Genomic DNA, 20,756 nt, shown 5'->3' with positions numbered 1-20,756 from the left:
TGATCCCGTGGACCTCGAGTTCAGCGTGGACCGCAGCAGTCCCGTCCCGCTGTACTTCCAGCTCGCCCAGCAGCTCGAGACCGCCATCGAACGCGGCAAGCTCTCCCCCGGCAGCCTGCTCGGAAACGAGATCGAGCTCGCGGGGCGGCTCGGTCTGTCCCGTCCCACGGTGCGCCAGGCCATCCAGTCGCTGGTCGACAAGGGCCTGTTGGTGCGCCGCCGCGGCATCGGAACCCAGGTCGTGCACTCCCAGGTCCGGCGTCCGCTGGAGCTGAGCAGCCTCTACGACGATCTGGAGGCCGCCGGCCAGCGCCCGGCCACGCAGCTGCTGATGTACGAGAAGGAGGAGGCCACGGCCGAGGTGGCCGCCGCGCTCTCCGTCCCCCAGGGTGCCCAGGTGCGGCGCGTGGAGCGGCTCCGCCTGACCCACGGCGAGCCCATGGCCTTCCTCCGCAACCATCTGCCCGGCGACCTGCTCCAGGGGGAGAGCGGCGAGGAGCTGGAGTCGACGGGCCTCTACCGGCTGATGAGGGGTCTCGGCGTCACGCTGCACAGTGCGCGCCAGTCCGTCGGCGCCCGGGCCGCCACCGCGGAGGAGGCGAAGCTGCTGGGGGAGGATGCGGGGGCGCCGCTGCTGACCATGGAGCGCACGACCTTCGACGACACGGGCCGTCCAGTCGAGTACGCCTCGCACCTCTACCGGGCCTCGCGCTACGCGTTCGACTTCCAGCTGCTCGTGCGGTCCTGAGCCGGGAACCCGCCGCCAGGTCTCCGTCGCTCCCGGCGCCTGCCGTCGCAGGCAGGACCGGAGCCGGAGAAGCGCGGACACTTTGTTCGGACAAACTCTCATGGAGAATGTTCGGACAAAGTATTGACGGCCCGCTCCGGGCGCGGCTAGAACTCCGCTCATGGTCCTTCGGCGTAGAGCACGTAGAGCGACAACAGTGGCCGCAGCCATCACGAGCGCGGCCCTACTCGCCGCCGGCTGCAGCAGTTCCGGCGGCAAGAGTGGCGAGGAGCAGAGCAACGGTGCGGGCGGCGGCAAGGGCGTCGACACCCCGCGCATGACGATCGCGATGGTCTCCCACTCCGGCGACGGCGACACCTTCTGGGACATCGTGCAGAGCGGAGCAAAGGACGCTGCCCGCAAGGACAACGTCCAGTTCGACTACTCGCACGACGAGGAGGCGGGCCGCCAGGCGCAGCTCGTGAAGTCCGCCATCGACAAGAAGGTGGACGGCCTCATCGTCACGCTCGCGAAGCCCGACGCGATGAAGGGCGTGCTGAAGAAGGCGGCGGAGGCCGGCATCCCGGTCATCACCATCAACTCCGGCGGCCAGTACTCCTCCGAGTTCGGTGCGCTCTCGCACATCGGCCAGGACGAGGCGATCGCGGGCGAGGCCGTCGGCGACGAGCTGAACAAGCGCGACCGCAAGAAGGCGCTCTGCGTCATCCACGAGCAGGGCAACGTCTCGCTGGAGGAGCGCTGCGCCGGTGCGAAGAAGACCTTCGACGGTGAGATGAGCACGCTCAACGTGGACGGCACGAACATGCCGGACGTGCAGTCCTCCGTCGAGGCCAAGCTCCAGTCGGACAGCGACATCGACACCGTGCTCACCCTCGGCGCCCCCTTCGCCGCGACGTCCGCCAAGGCCAAGGAGAAGGCGGGCAGCAAGGCGGAGATCGACACCTTCGACCTCAATGCGCAGGTCGTGAAGGGGCTGAAGGACAAGAGCTTCGGCTTCGCCGTCGACCAGCAGCCCTACCTCCAGGGCTACGAGGCCGTCGACGCGCTGTGGCTGCACGCCTACAACGCCAACGAGCTGGGCGGCGGCAAGCCCGTGCTGACCGGCCCGCAGATCGTCACGGACAAGGACGTCCCGCGGCTGGAGAAATACACCAAGCGCGGAACCCGGTGAACATCGCCCGCGGGCCGGCCCCCGATACTGGCGCGGACGTCCGCGCCGGTCCGGGGTGCCGCCGCGGGCGCCGCGACGAACAGGAACACCCGTACCGAGAGGTCAGCAGTACGTGTCCACGCTGGAAAGGTTCCGACGGAACCGCGCGGGAGCCCGCGGGGCCCGGTCCGCGACGGCAGCGGCCGTCCTCGTCTCCGTCGGGCTCGCGTCCGCCGGACTGGCGGGGTGCAGCAGCACCGGCGGAAAACGGGCGGAGGAGGAGCGCAACGCGGCGGTCTCGGGCGGCGCGGCCGTGGACACTCCCCGCTGGAAGATCGCCATGGTGAGCCACTCCGGTGAGGGTGACACCTTCTGGGACATCGTCCAGAGCGGCGCGAAGCAGGCGGCCGCCAAGGACAACATCGACTTCCACTACTCGCACGACAAGGAGGCGGGCCGCCAGGCGCAGCTCGTGAAGGCCGCCGTCGACAACGAGGTGGACGGCCTGATCGTCTCCCTCGCCAAGCCGGAGGCGATGAAGGGCGCGCTGAAGAAGGCAGCCAAGGCCGGCATACCCGTCGTCACCGTCAACTCCGGCCAGGACAAGTCCGAGGAGTACGGCGCACTCGCCCACATCGGCCAGGACGAGGTCCTCGCGGGCGAGGCCGTCGGGCGGGAGCTGAACGAGCGCGGACGCAAGAAGGCCGTGTGCCTCCTGCACGAGCAGGGCAACGTCGGCCACGAGGAGCGCTGCCGGGGCCTGCGCAACACCTTCGACGGCAAGGTGCGCAACCTGCACGCCGACGGTACGAACATGCCCGCCGTCGAGTCCTCCCTGGAGGCCGAACTCCAGTCGGACCGCAAGATCGACACCGTCGTGACGCTCGGCGCGCCCTTCGCTCCCACGGCCGTCAAGGCCGCCGAGGGCGCGGGCAGCAAGGCGGAGACCGTCACGTTCGACCTCAACGACCAGGCGGCGCAGGGCCTGAAGGACGGATCGATCGGATTCGCCATGGACCAGCAGCCGTACATGCAGGGCTACGAGGCCGTGGACCTGCTGTGGCTGGAGCGCTACAACGCCAACATGCTGGGCGGCGGCAAGCCCGTGCTGACCGGCCCGCAGATCCTCACGAAGAAGGACGCATCCACCTTGCAGAAGTACACGAAGCGGGGAACGCGATGACGGCTGCACCCACACCGACACCACCCACACCACCGGACGCCCCCGGGGCGGCGGAGGACGGCACCGCCACGCAGGCGCGGACAGGCGGAGGCCCCGCAGGAGCCGGCCCGGCGGGGAAGAGCGACGAGCGCGTCGTGCACCGGCCGCTGCTCCAGCGGCTGCTGGGCCGTCCCGAACTCGGCGCCGTCGTCGGCGCGATCGCCGTCTTCGCCGTCTTCTCCGTGGTCGCCGACAGCTTCCTGCGCCCCTCCAGCCTCTCCACGGTGCTCTACGCCTCCTCCACCCTCGGGATCATGGCGGTGCCGGTGGCGCTGCTGATGATCGGCGGCGAGTTCGACCTGTCGACCGGCGTGATGGTCACCAGTTCCTCGCTGGTCTCGTCGATGTTCAGCTACCAGATGACTGCCAACGTCTGGGTCGGCGTCGGCTTCTCGCTGCTGGTCACGCTCGGCATCGGCTTCTTCAACGGCTACATGCTCGTCCGTACGAAACTCCCGAGCTTCATCATCACGCTCGGCACGTTCCTGATGCTGACGGGCCTCAACCTCGGCCTGACGAAGCTGATCAGCGGCACCGTCTCCACCAAGACGATCTCCGACATGGAGGGCTTCACCTCGGCCAGGGCGCTCTTCGCCTCCGAGCTGGCCATCGGGCCCGCCGATATCCAGATCACCGTCGTGTGGTGGCTGGCCCTGGTCGTCCTGGCCACGTGGCTGCTGCTGCGCACGAGGGCCGGGAACTGGATCTTCGCGGTCGGCGGCGGGGAGCACACCGCGCGCGCCGTGGGCGTCCCCGTCGCCCGCACCAAGATCGGTCTGTATCTCGGGGTGTCGCTCGGCGCCTGGATATCCGGCCAGCACCTCCTCTTCAACTACGACGTGGTCCAGTCCGGAGAAGGCGTCGGCAACGAGCTGATCTACATCGCCGCGGCGGTCATCGGCGGCTGCCTGCTGACCGGCGGCTACGGATCGGCGGTGGGCGCCGCGGTGGGCGCGTTCATCTTCGGCATGACGAGCAAGGGCATCGTGTACGCGCAGTGGGAGCCCGACTGGTTCAAGTTCTTCCTCGGGGCGATGCTGCTGGTCGCCGTCCTGCTGAACGCGTGGATACGCAAGCGTGCGGAGGCGAGCCGATGACGGCGGACAAGAAGCCGGACAAGAGGTCGGACAAGAAGTCGGACACGAGTGCGGAGAAGGACACGGAGCAGCACACGGGCAGTGACGCGGCGAAGGACACGGAGACCGGCGCCGGAGCGGCCGTGGACGCCGGCAGCCCACCCCGGGACGCCGCGACGGCGAAGGCCCCGCTCGTGGAGCTGACGGACGTCAGCAAGTTCTACGGCAACATCCGAGCGCTGGAGGAGGTCTCCCTCCAGGTCCAGGCGGGCGAGATCACGTGCGTGCTCGGCGACAACGGCGCCGGCAAGTCGACGCTCATCAAGATCGTCGCGGGGCTGCACCAGCACGACGCGGGCACCTTCCGCATCAACGGTGAGGAGACCCGGCTCTCCTCGCCGCGCGAGGCTCTCGACCGCGGCATCGCCACCGTCTACCAGGACCTGGCCGTGGTTCCGCTGATGCCGGTGTGGCGCAACTTCTTCCTCGGCTCGGAACCCGCCAAGGGCCGCTTCTCCAAGGGGCCCTTCGCCCGGCTCGACGTGGAGCACATGCGGCGCACCACGCACGCCGAACTGCTGCGCATGGGCATCGACCTGCGCGACGTCGACCAGCCCATCGGCACCCTCTCCGGCGGCGAACGGCAGTGCGTGGCGATCGCCCGCGCGGTCTACTTCGGAGCGAAGGTGCTCGTGCTGGACGAGCCGACGGCCGCACTGGGCGTCAAGCAGTCCGGGGTGGTGCTGAAGTACGTCGCCGCGGCCCGCGACGCCGGGCTGGGCGTGGTGCTGATCACGCACAATCCCCATCACGCCTATCTCGTGGGGGACCGCTTCGTGCTGCTCAAGCGCGGAGCGATGGCCGGCAGCCACCACAAGGACGGCCTGCAACTCGAGGAGCTGACAAGGCAGATGTCCGGCGGCAGCGAGCTGGAACAGCTCAGCCACGAGCTGGAGCGTGCGCCGGTCCCGCAGCATCTGGAGTGACGGCAGGCGGCCCCCCGGCGCTGGTGCCGGCCGGTACCTCCGCGTCCCGGCCGGTCACAGGAGTGTGGCGTCGCGACCTCGCGCGGTAAGGCAGAATCGGCCTGTGGGCCGGGACCGGGCTCACCGTTCCGTCCGGCCCACGGAACGACCGACCCGCCGGCCCGGAGGCCGGCAGCCGCGCACGAGGAAAGGCCGCGCAGTGAGCATGTACCGAGAGCGCGCGGACCGGGACCGCCGCCATCGCCGCTCCGCGCCGAGCGCCAGCGTTTTGCGGACGGTCAGCACCCGGGAGCGCCGCTCGCCGCTGTCCGCGCCCCGCGTCCCCACGGTCGGCATCGACATCGGCGGAACGAAGGTGATGGCGGGCGTCGTCGACGCCGACGGCCAGATCCTGGAACAGGTGCGCGCCGAGACGCCGGAGAAGTCCAAGAGCCCCAAGGTCGTCGAGGACACCATCGCCGAGCTGGTCCTGGACCTCTCCGACCGCCACGACGTGCACGCCGTCGGCATCGGTGCCGCCGGCTGGGTCGACGCCGACCGCTCCCGCGTGCTGTTCGCGCCGCATCTGGCCTGGCGGGACGAACCCCTCAAGGACGCCCTCACCGCACGTCTCGCCGTCCCGGTCATGGTCGACAACGACGCCAACACCGCGGCCTGGGGCGAGTGGCGCTTCGGCGCCGGACGCGGCGAGGACCATCTCGTGATGATCACCCTCGGCACGGGCATCGGCGGCGCCATCCTGGAGGAGGGCCGCGTCAAGCGCGGAAAGTACGGCGTGGCCGGCGAGTTCGGGCACATGCAGGTCGTGCCCGGCGGCCACCGCTGCCCCTGCGGCAACCGAGGCTGCTGGGAGCAGTACAGCTCGGGGAACGCCCTCGTGCGCGAGGCGCGTGAACTCGCCGTCGCCGAATCCCCCGTCGCGTACGGGATCATCGAGCGCGTCGGCGGCCACATCTCGGAGATCACCGGCCCGCTCATCACCGAACTGGCCCGCGACGGCGACGCGATGTGCACCGAACTGCTCCAGGACATCGGGCACTGGCTGGGCGTCGGCATCGCCAACCTCGCCGCGGCCCTCGACCCCGGCGGCTTCGTGATCGGCGGGGGTGTCAGCGCCGCCGACGAACTGCTCATCGATCCGGCACGTGAGGCCTTCAAGCGCCATCTCACGGGCCGCGGTTACCGCCCGGAGGCCACCATCGCCAAGGCACAGCTCGGCCCCGAAGCGGGCATGGTCGGCGCCGCCGACCTCGCCCGTCTCGTGGCCCGCCGGTTCCGGCGCGCCAACCGGCGCCGGCTCGAGAGATACGAGCGCTACGAACGCGCCGCCGACAACCTCCGCCGGGCGGTGGGCCAGTGACCACCACCACGCCCCCGGGAGTGCGCCCGTCGCGGCGGCCGCCGCACCGGCCGCGCCACCGCCTGCTCACCCTGCTCGTCGTGGTGCTGCTGATCGCGGTGCCGCTCGGCTATCTGGTCAGGTCCGCATTCCAGAGCCGCGAGAGCGGCGAGGACAAGCAGCGCAACGCGGCGGCCACCAACCTCACCTACGGCTGGCCGAACAAAGTGCAGCGCGACGTCTACGATGTGCCTCTGCCGTCCCGGTCCAGCCACTACGCCTTCTACGAGGCGAACTCCTGGCAGACCAGCACGCTCTACGTGCAGTTCCGTCTGCCGCCGAAGAAGCTCGGCGAATTTCTCGAAGACGTCGGTACCAGCTCTTCCGCACTGAGGTCCGGACACGTCACCATCGGCGGCAGGCATGCCGAGAAGGTCGGCTGGGACCTGGAGAAGGAGGGGCACGACTACGCGGGTACCACGTACCGGCAGAGCGGCAACCGTCCGGACGTGGCGATCACCGTCGACCGCACGTACCGGAGCATGCCGCGTGTGTATGTCGTGTCCACAGTGAAGTTCTGATGTACAGAGCAATGCCCCCGTGGTCGCGCCCCGCGGAGTGCTGGGTAGCGTGGCCGCGTGAGCGAGAAGCAGAGTGACCGGATGTTGCAACACCGCCTGGACGGCCCCGACGACGCCCCCGTGCTCGTGCTCGGTCCGGCCCTCGGTACGACGTGGCACATGTGGGACCGGCAGATCCCGGAACTGACCCGCAGCTGGCGCGTTCTCCGATTCGACCTGCCAGGTCACGGGGGAGCCCCCGCGTATCCGGCCGACTCGGCCACGTCGCTGGCCGAGCGCGTCCTGGCCACGCTCGACTCCCTCGGCGTCCAGCGCTTCGGCTTCGCCGGGTGCTCCATCGGCGGCGCCGTCGGCATACAGCTGGGCATCCTGGCCCGCGAAAGGCTCTCCTCGCTCGCGCTCATCTCCACCTCGCCCCGCTTCGGGACCGCCGACGCCTGGCGGCAGCGCGGCGTCGTCGTCCGTACCAACGGGCTCGACCCCATCGCCCGCTCCACGCCCGAGCGGTGGTTCACCGAGGGGTTCGTCGAGGCGCAGCCCGCGATCGTCGAGTGGGCCGTGCAGATGGTGCGCACGACCGACCCCGGCTGCTACATCGCGGCCTGCGAGGTGCTGGCCGCCTTCGACGTGCGCAGTGAACTGGGCGGGATCGGCGTGCCGACGCTGGTCGTCGCCGGAGCCGAGGACGAGGCGACACCGCCGGCCGACGCCCGCGCCCTCGTCGCCGGTATACCGGACGCGAGGCTCGCGATAGTGCCCGGAGCGTCGCACCTGACGCCCGTCGAACAGCCGGGTGCCGTCACCGAGTTGATCATCAGGCACTTCACGACCAGCTGGCAGGAGTCGCCCGCGGGCCCGCCCGCACCGGCGCCCGTGATCACTCCCGCGCCGACCAGGCCGACCGGCGCCGTCGCGGAACTGGAGTCCGCGGACCTTGTCACGGCCCGCAGCGACACCTACGACGCGGGAATGAAGGTCCGCCGCGAGGTCCTCGGAGACGCGCACGTGGACCGGGCGCAGGAGAACGCGGACGACTTCACGCAGGACTTCCAGGACTTCGTCACGCGCTACGCCTGGGGCGAGGTGTGGACCCGTCAGGGCCTCGACCGGCGGACCCGCAGCGTGATCACCCTCACCGCGCTCGTCGCCCGCGGCCACTACGACGAACTGACGTTCCACATCAGGGCGGCCCTGCGCAACGGGCTCACCCCGGAGGAGATCAAGGAGGTCCTCCTCCAGACGGCCGTCTACGCCGGCGTTCCGGCCGCCAACTCCGCGTTCGCGGTCGCCCAGGGCGTGATCCGGGAAGAGACAACGCCGGACGAGTAGTCCCGTCCCGGGTCGCGCGCAGGCACGCGGAGGTCGCGCCGAACCGCCGGGAGCAGCAGGCACAATGGCCCCCATGGAGCTGATCAAGAAGGGCCACGCCTGCGTACGGGTCGAGCAGGACGGACGCACGCTCGTCATCGACCCCGGAGGCTTCAGCGAGGGCGACGCCGCCGTCGGAGCCGACGCGGTGCTGATCACGCACGAGCACCCCGACCACTTCGACGAGGGCCGGCTGCGCGCCGCCATGGAAGCCGATCCGGCCGCGCAGATCTGGGCGCCGCGCAGTGTCTCGGAGCGGATCTCCACGACCTTCCCCGGCCGGGTGCACACCGTCGGAGAGGGCGACACCGTCGACGCCGCGGGTTTCTCCGTCGAGGTCCACGGGCAGCTGCACGCCGTGATCCATCCCGACATCCCGCGGATCGCCAACTGCGGTTACGTCGTGAACGGTTCCCTCTTCCACCCCGGTGACGCCCTGACCGTTCCGGGCCGCCCCGTGGACACGCTGCTGCTGCCGGTGCACGCGCCCTGGAGCAAGGTCTCCGAGGTCATCGACTACCTGCGCGAAGTCGCGCCGCGCCGCGCCTTCGACGTGCACGACGGACTCCTCGCGGACCAGGCGAGGCCGGTCTACGACCGGCTCATCGGCGATCTGGGAGGTGTGGAGCACGGGCGTCTGGCCCCCGGCGAGAGTGTCGGTGTCGCGAGGTAGATTTCACGGCATGCGTATCGCGACCTGGAACGTCAATTCCGTGGGTGCCCGTCTGCCGCGGCTGCTGGAGTGGCTGGAGTCCTCCGCTCCCGATGTGCTCTGCCTCCAGGAGCTGAAGTGCTCCGCCGAGGCCTTCCCCGCCGCCGAGGTCAAGGCGCTGGGTTACGAGTCGCTGGTCAACGGTGACGGGCGGTGGAACGGGGTCGCGGTGCTCTCCCGGGTCGGCCTGGCCGACACCGTCACCGGCCTGCCCGAGGGCCCGGCCTACGACGGCGGCCAGGAGTCGCGCGCTGCGGCTGCGACGTGCGGCGGTGTGCGCGTGTGGTCGGTGTACGTGCCCAACGGCCGCGAAGTGGGCCACCCGCACTACGACTACAAGCTCCAGTGGCTGGAGGCGCTCCGCCTCACCGCCCGGCACGAGGTCTCCGGGGACGTCCCCTTCGCGATACTCGGCGACTACAACATCGCCCCGACCGACGAGGACGTCTACGACCGCTCCGTCTTCGAGGGCTCCACCCATGTCACCGAGCCGGAGCGCGCCGCCCTGAAGGCCCTGCGCGAGGAGGGCCTGTCGGACGTGATGCCGCGCCCCCTCAAGTACGACCACCCGTACACGTACTGGGACTACCGGCAGCTGTGTTTCCCGAAGAACCGGGGCATGCGCATCGATCTGGTCTACGGCAACGCGCCGTTCGAGGCAGCCGTGAAGGACGCCTATGTCGACCGGGAGGCGAGGAAGGGCAAGGGCGCCTCCGACCACGCCCCCGTCGTCGTCGACCTCGAACTCTGACCGTCCCGGCAGGGGCGGGCGCCGCCGGCGTTTCCGCGCGGCGGCCCTCCCGTCCCGGCCTGTGCCTGTGCGTTCCGGTCCCGGGCGGCGGTGCGGCTACGGCACGAGCTTCCTCAGATCCACCGAGTCCGCCATCGCCTTGTATCCCGCGTCACCCGGGTGCAGATGGTCGCCGCTGTCGTACTCGGGCAGCATCCGCTGAGGGCGGTCCGGGTCCCGTACGACCGCGTCGAAGTCGACCACCGCGTCGAAGGTTCCCTTGCTGTCGCGGATGAAGGCGTTGACGGCGCTGCGCTTGGCCTCGACCTCCGGCAGGCAGTCCTTGTAGCCCTCACAGGGCGTCAGCGTCGCCCCCACGACGCGCAGTCCACGCTCGTGCGCGCGCCGCGCGACCTCCTTCAGTCCCGCGACGACCTCCTCCGCCGAGGCGCCCCACCGCACGTCGTTGATGCCTTCGAGGACGACGACGGTGTGCGCGTTCGAGTGCGCCAGCACGTCACGCTCCAGGCGGTGCAGGGCGCTGACGCCGCCCGTGTCGTCGCTGACGCCGTCGCCGGGATAGCGGTCGGAGACGACACGGTTCGCGGAGATGCCCTGGTTGAGCACGCCGTAGCGCGGCACTTCCTGCTGTGCGCGCAGCCGCCGTGCCAGCACGTCCGGCCAGCGCCGGTTGGTGTCGGGCGTGGAGCGCACCCCGTCCGTGATGGAGTCGCCGAACGCGACGACGGACCCCGGTCCGCCGCGCACGTCGACACCTGTGAGGAAGGGCCACACTCCCAACGAGCCGGTGAACGCCGTGCCTTCCTGGTCTCCCGTGCGGTCGCCGCTGCCGCCGGCGCTGACGTAGCTGCGCTGACTGGTCGCGCTGTGCACCGGAGCGGCCGCCACCGGGCCGGGCAGATGGATGCTCACCAGCAGATTGCTGCCGGCGGGCACTTGGAAGCCGACGGGATCGCTCACCGCGTGCGTGCCCGCGGGCATCACCACTCGATCGCGACCGCCGAACTGCAGCTTCACCGGCCGCCCCCTGCCGGTGGCGCCCTCGCGCTGGACGACGACGGAGGCCCGCCCGATCTCGACGGGCGCCGAGGCGAAGGTGTTCGCCAGCCGGATGCGCGTGCGCGAGCCGCCTGCGGAGGTGTGCACGACGAGGCGGAGCGTCTGGTCCGCCCAGGGGCCGACGGTGGTGTACCCGGCGGTGCTCGTCGTCCAGCTCCCCGTCCACTCCGGCTCCTGACGCCGCACCGACGCGGCGAAGACGTGCAGATCGCGTTCGGGGCCGGCGTCGCGCGGCAGCGTCACCGAGCGGACGGAGCGGCCCTTGCGGACCGGAACCGTCACGGCGTACAGCTTGGCCTTCTCCGTGAGGGGCGTTCCCGAGCGGGTGTTGATGTGCGGCAGGGCGACGGCCTTCGTCGCGAGCGGGCCGGCGCGCCAGTCGGGAGCGGTCAGCGTGTAGGGGGAGGTGGAGCCGTCCCAGTAGCGGATGGTGCCGGTGCCGGTGACGCCCGCGCCCGGGCCCCCGCTCCGGGAGGTGGCCGCGACAAGCAACGACACCGCGTTGCCGGTTCCGCTGACCCGGACCTGCTGCCCGTCGGCGCGTACGTTGTCGGGCTGTCCCGGCCGCTTGTGCGGCCAGCGCAGTGCGGCCGAGTCGAGCCCGAGCAGGCGGCCCGGCTCCCAGCCGGCGGCCTTCAGGTCCTGCGCGGAGAGGGAGTTGCCCGCCCCGTCGAAGTCGGCCGCTCCCGGCCGTGCGTCGTCGCTCACCGCCCGGTTGTCGAAGAGCCGCTCCAGAGGGAGCGGCTCTTCGGTGGTCGTTGTTGTGCGGTCCTCCGCCGCCACTGCCGCGGGGGCACCCGCGAGGGTCAGCAGGATCACGAGGGGAACACTCCACATCCGTCCGCGCACGCCGACGGTCCTCTCTCTTCGTCCGGCACCAACACCCTTTCCGCGCGCCCCGATTCGACCGAGGCCCGGTGAAGGTAGAGAGACGGCAAAGCGGCGTCAAGGTGTCCAGTCGGGACACCGACCGTTTTTTCGGCACGCCTGCCGATGCACAGCGTGCCTGTGGTGCTCGCCCATGGGGGAATGACACCCTGAACCGTATGAACATCCCCTTCCTGGACAACTGGCGTAAGAGGCACGGCGACGCGCAGAACGCCTCGGTCGCGGACGCGGTGTCCGGCGAGGACCCGGAGGGTGCCGCGCAGCTGCTGTCGGAATGCGAACTGCTGCGGGACCAGGCGGGGGACGCGGGAGTCGAACTCGACGACTCCGTCGAGTCGTTGGCCGCCCTGGACCAGTTGCTGCCGCGCTGGCGGGACGACCCGGAGATCACTCCCTGGCTCGGCAGCGACGCCGGCCTGTACCTGGGGACGGTACTCGTACGGACCGTGCCGGGCGCCCGGTGGCGGCTGCGGCCGGACGGTCAGCCGGTGGTGCGGCTCGGTTCGGGCCGGGAGCTGGACGTCCTGGAGGAGGGGGCTTCGTGGGCGGAGACGGGCACGCCGGAGCTGTCGCAGCTGTATGCGGAGTTCTCCGAGTCGTGAGCCCGCAGCGCGGGCCGGGCGTCGCCCGAGCCGGCTCGAGGAGGGGCGGGCCGTGCGGGTGTGCAGGCAGGGCGGTCCGTGTGGTCAGCTCTTCGCCCGGTGGCCGCCGCGGCGCCCGCCTGCGTCGGGGTCGGCCGACGACGTGGGTGGCGGCGCCGTCGCGGCGCGGGTGACGTCGGCGACGAGCTCGACGACGTCCGCCCCGTACGCCTGGGAGTTGACGACGCGCAGCAGCACGCAGAAGTTCCCGTTCGCCCCGTACTTGCGCGTCAGCTGGTCGTGGTGCCGGGCCAGATGACGGGCCGCGGCCTGGTGGGTGACGGAGCGCTGGCCGCAGACGAGGAACACGGGTCGCGCGGTGTCGCCCTGCCCGGCGGTGAGCCGCGCGAGGAGCACGTGCTCGCGCACGCCGGGCTCCAGGAGATGACGCTCGCCGCCGATGGTGAAGGCGCCCCTGTCCGGGCTGTTGCCGGTCTCGGTGTCGATGCGTACACCCGGCAGCAGGGACTGCAGATGAGCTGCCATGCGCCGGTTCGAGACGGGCCCGCCGATGCAGAACTCGGTGCGCTCGCCGAAGCCCTGCTGCGCCATGTCGTGGGATATGACGTCGGCGTTCGCTCCGCACTCCTTGACGACGGCGGACAGCTCGAGCAGCGCGAAGACGTCGTTGCGGATGACGGACCACTCGGCGGTGGCGGCGTCCCGGTTGACCACCATGAGGCACTCGGAGTGCTGCGGCAGGCCGAAGAACCGCTGCTTGCGGTCGAGTCCGCGCCGCCACAGAAAGGTGCGCGCGAACCAGCCCAGGGCGATGGCGAGGGCCACCGCGACGGCACCCAGCACAAGGGCAGGCAGGTTCTGCGTCATGGAGCCGGAGCGTACTGCGCAGACGGACGGGGCGCAGCGGGGTCGGCGGGATCTGCGCAGCGAGAGCGGCGGGGTCAGCCCCGCACCGGTGCTGACGCGACTTCGGCGGCGGGCTAGTCTTCGCTGACCCGTCCCGTCAGGAGGCTCCCATGCGGCGTATGACCAACCGCCGTTCCGTCAGACTGATCGCCGTGATCACCGCCACCGCGGCCGTCGCCACGGTGGGTGCGGCGGCAGCACCCGCCCTCACCGGAAGCGGTCCGGACGCGGGGCACGAGCCGTCGAAGAAGCCGGTCGCCGTCGGCTACGGCGGCGCCGTCTCCAGCGTGGATGCGGACGCGTCCGCGGCGGGCATCAAGGTGCTCAGGCAGGGCGGCAACGCCGTCGACGCCGCGGTGGCCACGGCTGCCGCCCTCGGCGTCACCGAGCCGTACTCGGCAGGTCTCGGCGGAGGCGGGTACTTCGTCTCCTACAACGCGGCGGACGGGAAGATCCGTACGCTCGACGGCCGCGAGACCGCCCCGAAGAGCGCCGACGAGAAGCTCTTTCAGGAGAACGGCGAGGCCATACCGTTCGACGAGGCCGTCACCAGCGGCCTGAGCGTGGGCACCCCCGGCACGCCCGCCACATGGGAGAAGGCCCTCGGCAAGTGGGGCACGAAGCCCCTCGGCAAGGTGCTCGCCCCCGCCGAGAAGCTGGCGCGCGAGGGCTTCACCGTCGATGAGACCTTCCGGCAGCAGACCGCCGACAACGAGGAGCGCTTCCGCAAGTTCCCCGACACGGTCGAGCTGTTCATGCCCGGCGGCGAACTGCCGGAGACGGGCAGCACCCTGCGCAACCCGGACCTCGCCCGCACCTACAAGGCGATCGCCCGCAAGGGCACGGGGCAGCTCTACGACGGGGCTATCGCCGACGACATCGTCGAGACGGTGCGCAAGCCGCCGGTCGAGCCCGGCAGCGGGGAGAAGGTCCGCAAGGGCGACCTGACACGTGAGGACCTCAAGGCGTACGAGGTCAAGAAGCAGGCGCCGTCGCACACCCGGTACCGCGGTCTCGACGTCTTCGGCATGGCGCCCTCCTCCTCCGGCGGGACCACCGTCGGCGAGGCCCTGAACATCCTCGAAGGCGGCGATCTGAGCAAGCTCGGCGAGAAGAAGCTGCTGCACCGCTACATCGAGGCCAGCCGCGTCGCCTTCGCCGACCGCGGACGCTGGGTCGGGGACCCGTCGGCGGAGGACGTGCCCACGAAGGAACTGCTCTCGCAGCGCTTCGCCGACTCACGTGCGTGCCTCATCAAGGACGACAAGGTGCTCGAGAGCCCGGTGGCGCCCGGAGACCCGCGCGACCCGGAGGAGTGCGGCTCCGGCGACGAGGCCGCGCCGACGACGTACGAGGGCGAGAGCACGACGCACCTGACGACGGCCGACAAGTGGGGCAACGTCGTCTCCTACACGCTGACGATCGAGCAGACCGGCGGCAGCGGCATCACCGTCCCCGGGCGGGGCTTCCTGCTCAACAACGAGCTGACGGACTTCTCGTTCGAGCCCGCCGACCCGGACGTGCACGACCCGAACCTGCCGGGCCCGGGCAAGCGTCCGCGTTCGTCCATGTCCCCGACGATCGTGCTGGAGGACGGCAAGCCGGCCTTCGCTCTCGGCTCGCCCGGCGGTGCCACGATCATCACCACCGTGCTCCAGAGCATGATCAACCACGTGGACCGGGGCATGCCGCTGGACAAGGCGCTCAACGCGCCCCGCGCCAGCCAGCGCAACGCGGCGAAGACCGAGATCGAGCCCGAGTTGTGGAACAGCGGCGTGCGGCCCCGGCTGGAGGATCTCGGCCACTCCTTCACCAGGGTCGACGAGATCGGCGCGGCCACCGCAGTGCAGCAGCTGCCCGGCGGACGGTGGCTCGCCGCGGCGGAGGAGGAGCGGCGCGGCGGCGGCTCGGCGATGGTGGTGCGCCCCTCGAAGTAGCGGCGCCCCTCGACGCCGGGGACGTCAGGAGCGGGACAGGGCAGTCCGTCCCGCTCCTGACGGTCGCCGGGAGCGGGCCGGGAGCGGCACGAAAACTGCCCGTAGCATCCCGGATACACCCGCTGTAACACGGCGGGTGTGCAATGCCGGGCATGGCAGATGTGTCTGCGGCGACCGCCCGGCCGCCCCTGGAGCCGGTTGGTGAATACGCCGCCGAACTGGCCGCGCTGGCCGGGCGGTTGGACGCGGCTGCCGGCTGGTACGCCGTCTTCGCCGCGCACGACCCGCAGGGTCTGCGGGACTGCCTGGCGGGCCGCGAGGTTCCCCCGTGGGACGTCGTGGCCTCGCTGCTGGAGGACTTCACACGCCTGTACGGGACCGGTCCGGCGCGGCGGGCGGAGGAACGCCTGCTGAGGCTGCACGCCGCGGCCACCGCCGCGTACGACGTCTGGGCCGGCGGCGCGCCCGCGCTGCGGAGCCGGCTCGCCGTGCTGGAGGGGGAGTCGGCCGAGGCGGCGGCGCGCGTACGGGCACTGGAGGCGGACGGCGGCCCCGAGTTGGCGTGGGCGCTGGACCATCTCGCGCGGACCGAGTCGCGCCGTGCGGAGCTGCGTGCCCGTCACGCCGCTCTCGGCGCTTCCACGCGGGAGGGTCCGGCCGAGCGGGACGAGGCAGAGCGAAACGAGGCAGAGCGAAACGAGGCCGAGCGGGACGAGACCGAGCGGGCCGTCGCGCCGGAGCACCACGGGCCTGCTTCCGCTCCCGCTCCGAACATCCCCGCGCACCCCAACAGGCGCGCCCGCACGGGCGGTTCGCGCTTCGCCGGGGCGCCCCTCGCCGCGGCGGACGCCGCCGGGCCCGCCGCGATCGTGCCGCCCGGCGCACCGTCGCCCGACCTCGTCACGCCCGTCGCCGGGAACGCCGGTGCCGCCGCCGCAGGTGAACCGCCGCCGCGCGGCGCCCGGTTCGCCGGGGCGGTGCGGCGCCCCGCCGCGGCCGTACCCGCCCCCGAGGAGGTCGCCGAGGCGCGGGCGGCCGAGGCGGAGACCGCCGCGCGGCTGACGCACCTGCGGCGTGCGGGAAGCGGCGGCGAGGCGCACGCCCTGCTGTGCGAGGCCGCGGGCCGGCAGCCGCTCCGATTCGCCGTGCTGGTCGAGGAGTTGCACCGCCGCGGCATGACGTCGGACGCGGGGATTCTGCTGTGGGAGGCCGCTGCGCTGCCCGCCGGCGCCTTCGCCGCCGCTGCCGGTGCGCTCTGCTCCCTGGGCCGCACGGAGGACGGTGCACGGCTGCTGCGCCAGGGCGCTCACCGGCCGCCGCAGGAGGTCGCCGAGGCCGCACTGGCCCTGCACCGGGCGGGGCGGGAGAGCGGGGCCGTGGAGTTGCTGGCCGCCGTGATCCGTGCCCGCTCACCGTCGGGAGCCGCCGAGGTGGTGTCCGCCGCCCCCGCGGTGTCCGCCGCTGCGGCGGCGCCTGCCGCTCCCTCGGTGCTCGTCCCTCTCGTCCTGGACGCGGCAGGGACGCTGTCCCCGGAGCACCGCCGCAGGGTCGCCGACGCTCTCCGGGCCGCGGGAGTTCCGGGCGTGCCGGGAGCGGTGTGACCGGGCGGCCCGGGCTGCCGCGCGCGGCTCCTCGCCGACGGTTGTGCCTGGTGGCCGGGCGTGCGGGGCTTCGCGGACCGGTATGTCTCGCGTCAGCGGGAAGCGTGATCGTTCGGGCGACCTGGCGCAGATGCCCTTGCCACCGTGCGTGACCCGACCTACCGTCACATTCTCACGTGGATCTACGCGTGTCGAACGGCCTTGACCTCCCGGCAAAGGAGCTGCTCATGCCCGATGTTGTGCGCGCCGCCCTCGTGCAGGCGACCTGGACAGGCGACACGGAATCGATGATCGAGAAGCATGAGCGGCACGCACGCGAGGCGGCCCGGCAGGGTGCCGAGGTCATCGGGTTCCAAGAGGTCTTCAACGCCCCGTACTTCTGCCAGGTGCAGGACGCCGAGCACTACAAGTGGGCCGAGCCCGTGCCGGACGGCCCGACGGTGCGGCGGATGCAGGAGCTCGCACGGGAGACGGGAATGGTCGTCGTCGTCCCGGTCTTCGAGAAGGAGCAGTCGGGCTTCTATTTCAACACCGCAGCGGTCATCGACGCCGACGGCACCTACCTCGGCAAGTACCGCAAGCACCACATTCCCCAGGTAAAGGGATTCTGGGAGAAGTTCTACTTCAAGCCGGGCAACGTGGGCTGGCCCGTCTTCGACACGGCCGTGGGCAAGGTCGGCGTCTACATCTGCTACGACCGTCACTTCCCCGAGGGCTGGCGAGCCCTCGGCCTGGAGGGCGCCCAGCTCGTCTACAACCCCTCGGCCACGCACCGGGGGCTGTCCTCCTACCTGTGGCAGCTGGAACAGCCCGCCGCCGCAGTCGCCAACGAATACTTCATCGCCGCCATCAACCGGGTCGGCACCGAGGAGTACGGCGACAACGACTTCTACGGCACGAGCTACTTCGTCGACCCGCGCGGCCAGTTCGTCGGCGACGTCGCGAGCGACAAGGAAGAGGAACTCCTCGTCCGCGACCTCGACTTCGGGATGATCGAAGAGGTGCGCCGGCAGTGGGCCTTCTACCGGGACCGCCGCCCCGACGCCTACGACGGACTGGTGCAGCCCTGATGAGCACCCACCACACCGCCGGACCGGCCGAGGCGCTCCTTCGGCGTCACCGCGCCGTCATGCCCGACTGGCTTGCGCTGTACTACGACGAGCCGATGGAGATCACCCACGGTGAGGGACGGTACGTCTGGGACGGCGAGGGCAACCGCTACCTCGACTTCTTCGGCGGCATCCTCACCACGATGACGGCCCACGCCCTGCCGGAGGTCACCAAGGCCGTCAGCGAGCAGGCGGGGCGCATCCTGCACACCTCCAGCCTCTACCTCGACCGGCCCATGGTGGAGCTGGCCGAACGCATCGCCGCCCTGTCCGGGATTCCCGACGCCCGTGTCTTCTTCACCACCTCCGGCACCGAGGCCAACGACACGGCACTGCTGCTGGCCACCACCTACCGCCGCTCCAACCAGATCCTCGCGCTGCGCAACAGCTACCACGGCCGTTCCTTCTCGGCGATCGGCATCACGGGCAACCGCGCATGGTCGCCCACGAGCCTCTCGCCCCTCCAGACGCTCTACGTGCACGGAGGCGTTCGCACCCGCGGTCCCTACGCGGCGCTGGACGACGCGGAGTTCATCGCGGCCTGCACCGCGGACCTGGAGGACATGCTCGGCCAGACCGGCGGTGACGTGGCGGCTCTGATCGCCGAACCGGTGCAGGGCGTCGGCGGGTTCACCTCCCCGCCCGACGGCCTGTTCGCCGCGTTCCGCGAAGTCCTCGACAAGCGCGGCATCCTGTGGATCAGCGACGAGGTGCAGACGGGCTGGGGCCGCACCGGCGAGCACTTCTGGGGCTGGCAGGCCCACGACCGGGCCGGCCCGCCCGACATGCTCACCTTCGCCAAGGGCATCGGCAACGGCATGTCCATCGGCGGTGTCGTCACACGGGCCGACGTCATGAACTGCCTTCCCGCCAACTCCATCTCCACCTTCGGCGGCAGTCCCGTCACCATGGCCGCCGGCAACGCCAACCTCAACTACCTGCTGGAGCACGACCTTCAGGGCAACGCGCGCCGCGTCGGCGGTCTGCTCATGGAGCGGCTTCGGGCCGCGTCCGCCGGCCTGGACGTCGTACGGGAGGTGCGCGGCAGGGGCCTGATGGCCGGGGTGGAACTGGTCGATCCGGACACCGGCGACCCGTCGCCTCAGGCGGCTTCGCTGGTGCTGGAGGCGGCGCGGGAGGGAGGTCTGCTCATCGGCAAGGGCGGCGGCCACTCCACGAGCAGCGTGCTGCGCATCGCACCGCCGCTGAGTCTCACCGTCGCAGAGGCGGAGGAGGGCGCCGGAATCCTGGAACGCGCCCTGCGCACGGCCAACAACGAGCTGGGAGGGAAGAGTTCGCAATGACGCACTCACGTACGGTCGTTCGCGGGGGGCTCGTCATCACCGCGTCCGACGAGACGCACGCGGACGTACTCGTCGAGGACGGAAGGATCGTCGCCACCGCCGCCACCGGAAGCAGCGTCGCCGAGGGCTGGAGCGCGGAGCACACCATCGACGCCACCGGCAAGTACGTCATCCCGGGCGGCGTCGACCCGCACACCCACATGGACATGCCCTTCGGCGGCACCTTCTCCTCCGACGACTTCGAGAGCGGAACCCGGGCCGCAGCCTGGGGCGGCACGACCACCATCGTCGACTTCGCCATCCAGACGAAGGGCCACGCGCTTCGTGAGGGCCTGGACCGCTGGCACGCCAAGGCCGACTCCCAGTGCGCCGTCGACTACGCGTTCCACATGATTCTCTCCGATGTGAACCAGGGGACGCTGAAGGAGATGGACATGCTGGTGGAGGAGGGCATCACCTCCTTCAAGATGTTCATGGCCTACCCGGGCGTCTTCTACAGCGACGACGGGCAGATCCTGCGCGCCATGCAGCGCACCGCCGCCAACGGCGGCCTGACGATGATGCACGCCGAGAACGGCATCGCCATCGACGTCCTCGTCGAACAGGCGCTGGCCGCCGGCCGGACCGACCCGCGCCACCACGGCGAGGTGCGCAAGGCCCTGCTGGAGGCGGAAGCCACCCACCGGGCGATCCAGCTGGCGCGGGTGGCGGGTGCACCGCTGTACGTCGTGCACGTCTCGGCCGAGGAGGCCGTCGCGGAACTGGCCGCGGCCCGGGACAAGGACCTCCCGGTCTTCGGCGAGACCTGCCCGCAGTACCTGTTCCTCTCCACGGACAACCTGGCCGAGCCGGACTTCGGCGGCGCCAAGTACGTGTGCTCCACGCCGCTGCGGCCGCGCGAGCACCAGGCCGCGCTGTGGCGGGGGCTGCGCACCAACGACCTCCAGGTCGTCTCCACCGACCACTGCCCGTTCTGCTTCGTCGGGCAGAAGGAACTCGGCCGCGGCGACTTCTCCAAGATCCCCAACGGGATGCCGGGCGTCGAACACCGGATGGACCTGCTCCATCAGGCCGTGCTCGACGGCCACATCTCGCGCCGCCGCTGGATCGAGATCGCGTGCGCCACACCGGCCCGGATGTTCGGGCTGTATCCCAAGAAGGGCACTCTGCAGCCCGGTTCGGACGCCGACATCGTCGTCTACGACCCGCAGGCGCAGCAGACGCTCTCCGTCGACACGCACCACATGAACGTCGACTACTCGGCGTACGAGGGCAAGCAGATCACCGGTCAGGTCGAGACGGTGCTCTCGCGCGGCGAGACCGTGATCGACAGGCGCACCTACACAGGACGCGCGGGGCACGGGCAGTACACCCCCCGCGGTCTGTGCCAACTCCTCGGCTGAAAACAGCAGTTGAA

18 protein-coding genes are annotated in these 20,756 nt (G+C 71.1%); 16 read left to right on the top strand and 2 right to left on the bottom strand.

Features of this window, described 5'->3' with window-relative positions:
• Positions 1-25 precede the first annotated feature (25 nt).
• The 10 genes from H180DRAFT_RS18295 (at position 26) to H180DRAFT_RS18250 (ending at position 9,933) form a co-directional block, all read left to right on the top strand.
• The gene (locus tag H180DRAFT_RS18295; protein WP_055487255.1) at positions 26-748 is read left to right on the top strand and encodes a GntR family transcriptional regulator; all 723 of its coding nucleotides are present in this window, start codon (positions 26-28) and stop codon (positions 746-748) included.
• 160 nt (positions 749-908) lie between these two features.
• The gene (locus H180DRAFT_RS18290) at positions 909-1,919 is read left to right on the top strand and encodes a sugar ABC transporter substrate-binding protein (protein WP_055487161.1); all 1,011 of its coding nucleotides are present in this window, start codon (positions 909-911) and stop codon (positions 1,917-1,919) included.
• Positions 1,920-2,136: 217 nt separating this feature from the next.
• Positions 2,137-3,081 (top strand): substrate-binding domain-containing protein, encoded by a 945-nt coding sequence (locus tag H180DRAFT_RS18285; protein WP_055487254.1) that lies wholly within the window; start codon positions 2,137-2,139, stop codon positions 3,079-3,081.
• Positions 3,078-4,217, top strand: a complete 1,140-nt coding sequence (locus H180DRAFT_RS18280; RefSeq protein ID WP_079100210.1) for an ABC transporter permease — start codon at positions 3,078-3,080, stop codon at positions 4,215-4,217. The genes H180DRAFT_RS18285 and H180DRAFT_RS18280 overlap by 4 nt, the downstream gene beginning before the upstream one ends.
• On the top strand, positions 4,214-5,182 hold the full coding sequence (locus tag H180DRAFT_RS18275) for an ATP-binding cassette domain-containing protein (RefSeq protein ID WP_079100209.1): 969 nt from the start codon (positions 4,214-4,216) through the stop codon (positions 5,180-5,182). The genes H180DRAFT_RS18280 and H180DRAFT_RS18275 overlap by 4 nt, the downstream gene beginning before the upstream one ends.
• Before the next feature lie 205 nt (positions 5,183-5,387).
• On the top strand, positions 5,388-6,542 hold the full coding sequence (locus H180DRAFT_RS18270) for an ROK family glucokinase (protein WP_055487159.1): 1,155 nt from the start codon (positions 5,388-5,390) through the stop codon (positions 6,540-6,542).
• The gene (locus tag H180DRAFT_RS18265) at positions 6,539-7,102 is read left to right on the top strand and encodes a hypothetical protein (protein ID WP_055487158.1); all 564 of its coding nucleotides are present in this window, start codon (positions 6,539-6,541) and stop codon (positions 7,100-7,102) included. Before H180DRAFT_RS18270 ends, H180DRAFT_RS18265 begins: the two co-directional genes overlap by 4 nt.
• Before the next feature lie 81 nt (positions 7,103-7,183).
• Positions 7,184-8,431, top strand: coding sequence for a bifunctional 3-oxoadipate enol-lactonase/4-carboxymuconolactone decarboxylase PcaDC (gene pcaC / locus H180DRAFT_RS18260; protein WP_055487252.1), 1,248 nt, complete (start codon positions 7,184-7,186; stop codon positions 8,429-8,431).
• Between the two features lie 73 nt (positions 8,432-8,504).
• The gene (locus H180DRAFT_RS18255) at positions 8,505-9,143 is read left to right on the top strand and encodes an MBL fold metallo-hydrolase (protein ID WP_055487251.1); all 639 of its coding nucleotides are present in this window, start codon (positions 8,505-8,507) and stop codon (positions 9,141-9,143) included.
• A gap of 10 nt (positions 9,144-9,153) precedes the next feature.
• Complete coding sequence (locus H180DRAFT_RS18250; RefSeq protein WP_055487157.1) at positions 9,154-9,933, top strand: exodeoxyribonuclease III; 780 nt, start codon at positions 9,154-9,156, stop codon at positions 9,931-9,933.
• Positions 9,934-10,029: 96 nt separating this feature from the next.
• Here H180DRAFT_RS18250 and H180DRAFT_RS18245 read toward each other — a convergent pair whose 3' ends face one another.
• Entirely contained in the window at positions 10,030-11,829 is a 1,800-nt protein-coding gene (locus tag H180DRAFT_RS18245; protein ID WP_107097688.1) for an SGNH/GDSL hydrolase family protein, read from the bottom strand.
• Positions 11,830-12,038: 209 nt separating this feature from the next.
• Between H180DRAFT_RS18245 and H180DRAFT_RS18240 the strand changes: the two genes are divergently transcribed.
• Positions 12,039-12,482 (top strand): DUF6278 family protein, encoded by a 444-nt coding sequence (locus H180DRAFT_RS18240; RefSeq protein ID WP_055487155.1) that lies wholly within the window; start codon positions 12,039-12,041, stop codon positions 12,480-12,482.
• A gap of 84 nt (positions 12,483-12,566) precedes the next feature.
• Here H180DRAFT_RS18240 and H180DRAFT_RS18235 read toward each other — a convergent pair whose 3' ends face one another.
• Positions 12,567-13,349, bottom strand: coding sequence for a hypothetical protein (locus H180DRAFT_RS18235; protein WP_055487154.1), 783 nt, complete (start codon positions 13,347-13,349; stop codon positions 12,567-12,569).
• Positions 13,350-13,498: 149 nt separating this feature from the next.
• Between H180DRAFT_RS18235 and ggt the strand changes: the two genes are divergently transcribed.
• The 5 genes from ggt to hydA all read left to right on the top strand — a co-directional run bounded on the left by ggt (position 13,499) and on the right by hydA (position 20,742).
• On the top strand, positions 13,499-15,325 hold the full coding sequence (gene ggt, locus H180DRAFT_RS18230; protein WP_055487153.1) for a gamma-glutamyltransferase: 1,827 nt from the start codon (positions 13,499-13,501) through the stop codon (positions 15,323-15,325).
• A gap of 152 nt (positions 15,326-15,477) precedes the next feature.
• Positions 15,478-16,926, top strand: coding sequence for a hypothetical protein (locus H180DRAFT_RS18225; RefSeq protein WP_074466869.1), 1,449 nt, complete (start codon positions 15,478-15,480; stop codon positions 16,924-16,926).
• Between the two features lie 227 nt (positions 16,927-17,153).
• On the top strand, positions 17,154-17,996 hold the full coding sequence (locus H180DRAFT_RS18220; protein ID WP_055487151.1) for a nitrilase-related carbon-nitrogen hydrolase: 843 nt from the start codon (positions 17,154-17,156) through the stop codon (positions 17,994-17,996).
• Complete coding sequence (locus H180DRAFT_RS18215; protein WP_055487150.1) at positions 17,996-19,339, top strand: aspartate aminotransferase family protein; 1,344 nt, start codon at positions 17,996-17,998, stop codon at positions 19,337-19,339. Before H180DRAFT_RS18220 ends, H180DRAFT_RS18215 begins: the two co-directional genes overlap by 1 nt.
• Positions 19,336-20,742, top strand: a complete 1,407-nt coding sequence (gene hydA, locus H180DRAFT_RS18210) for a dihydropyrimidinase (RefSeq protein WP_055487149.1) — start codon at positions 19,336-19,338, stop codon at positions 20,740-20,742. Before H180DRAFT_RS18215 ends, hydA begins: the two co-directional genes overlap by 4 nt.
• Positions 20,743-20,756 lie beyond the last annotated feature (14 nt).

Source organism: Streptomyces sp. WMMB 322 (assembly GCF_900090145.1).
Classification (GTDB): domain Bacteria; phylum Actinomycetota; class Actinomycetes; order Streptomycetales; family Streptomycetaceae; genus Streptomyces.
Note: the sequence above shows the minus strand (reverse complement) of the source record. Positions and strands in the feature narration are given on the sequence as shown.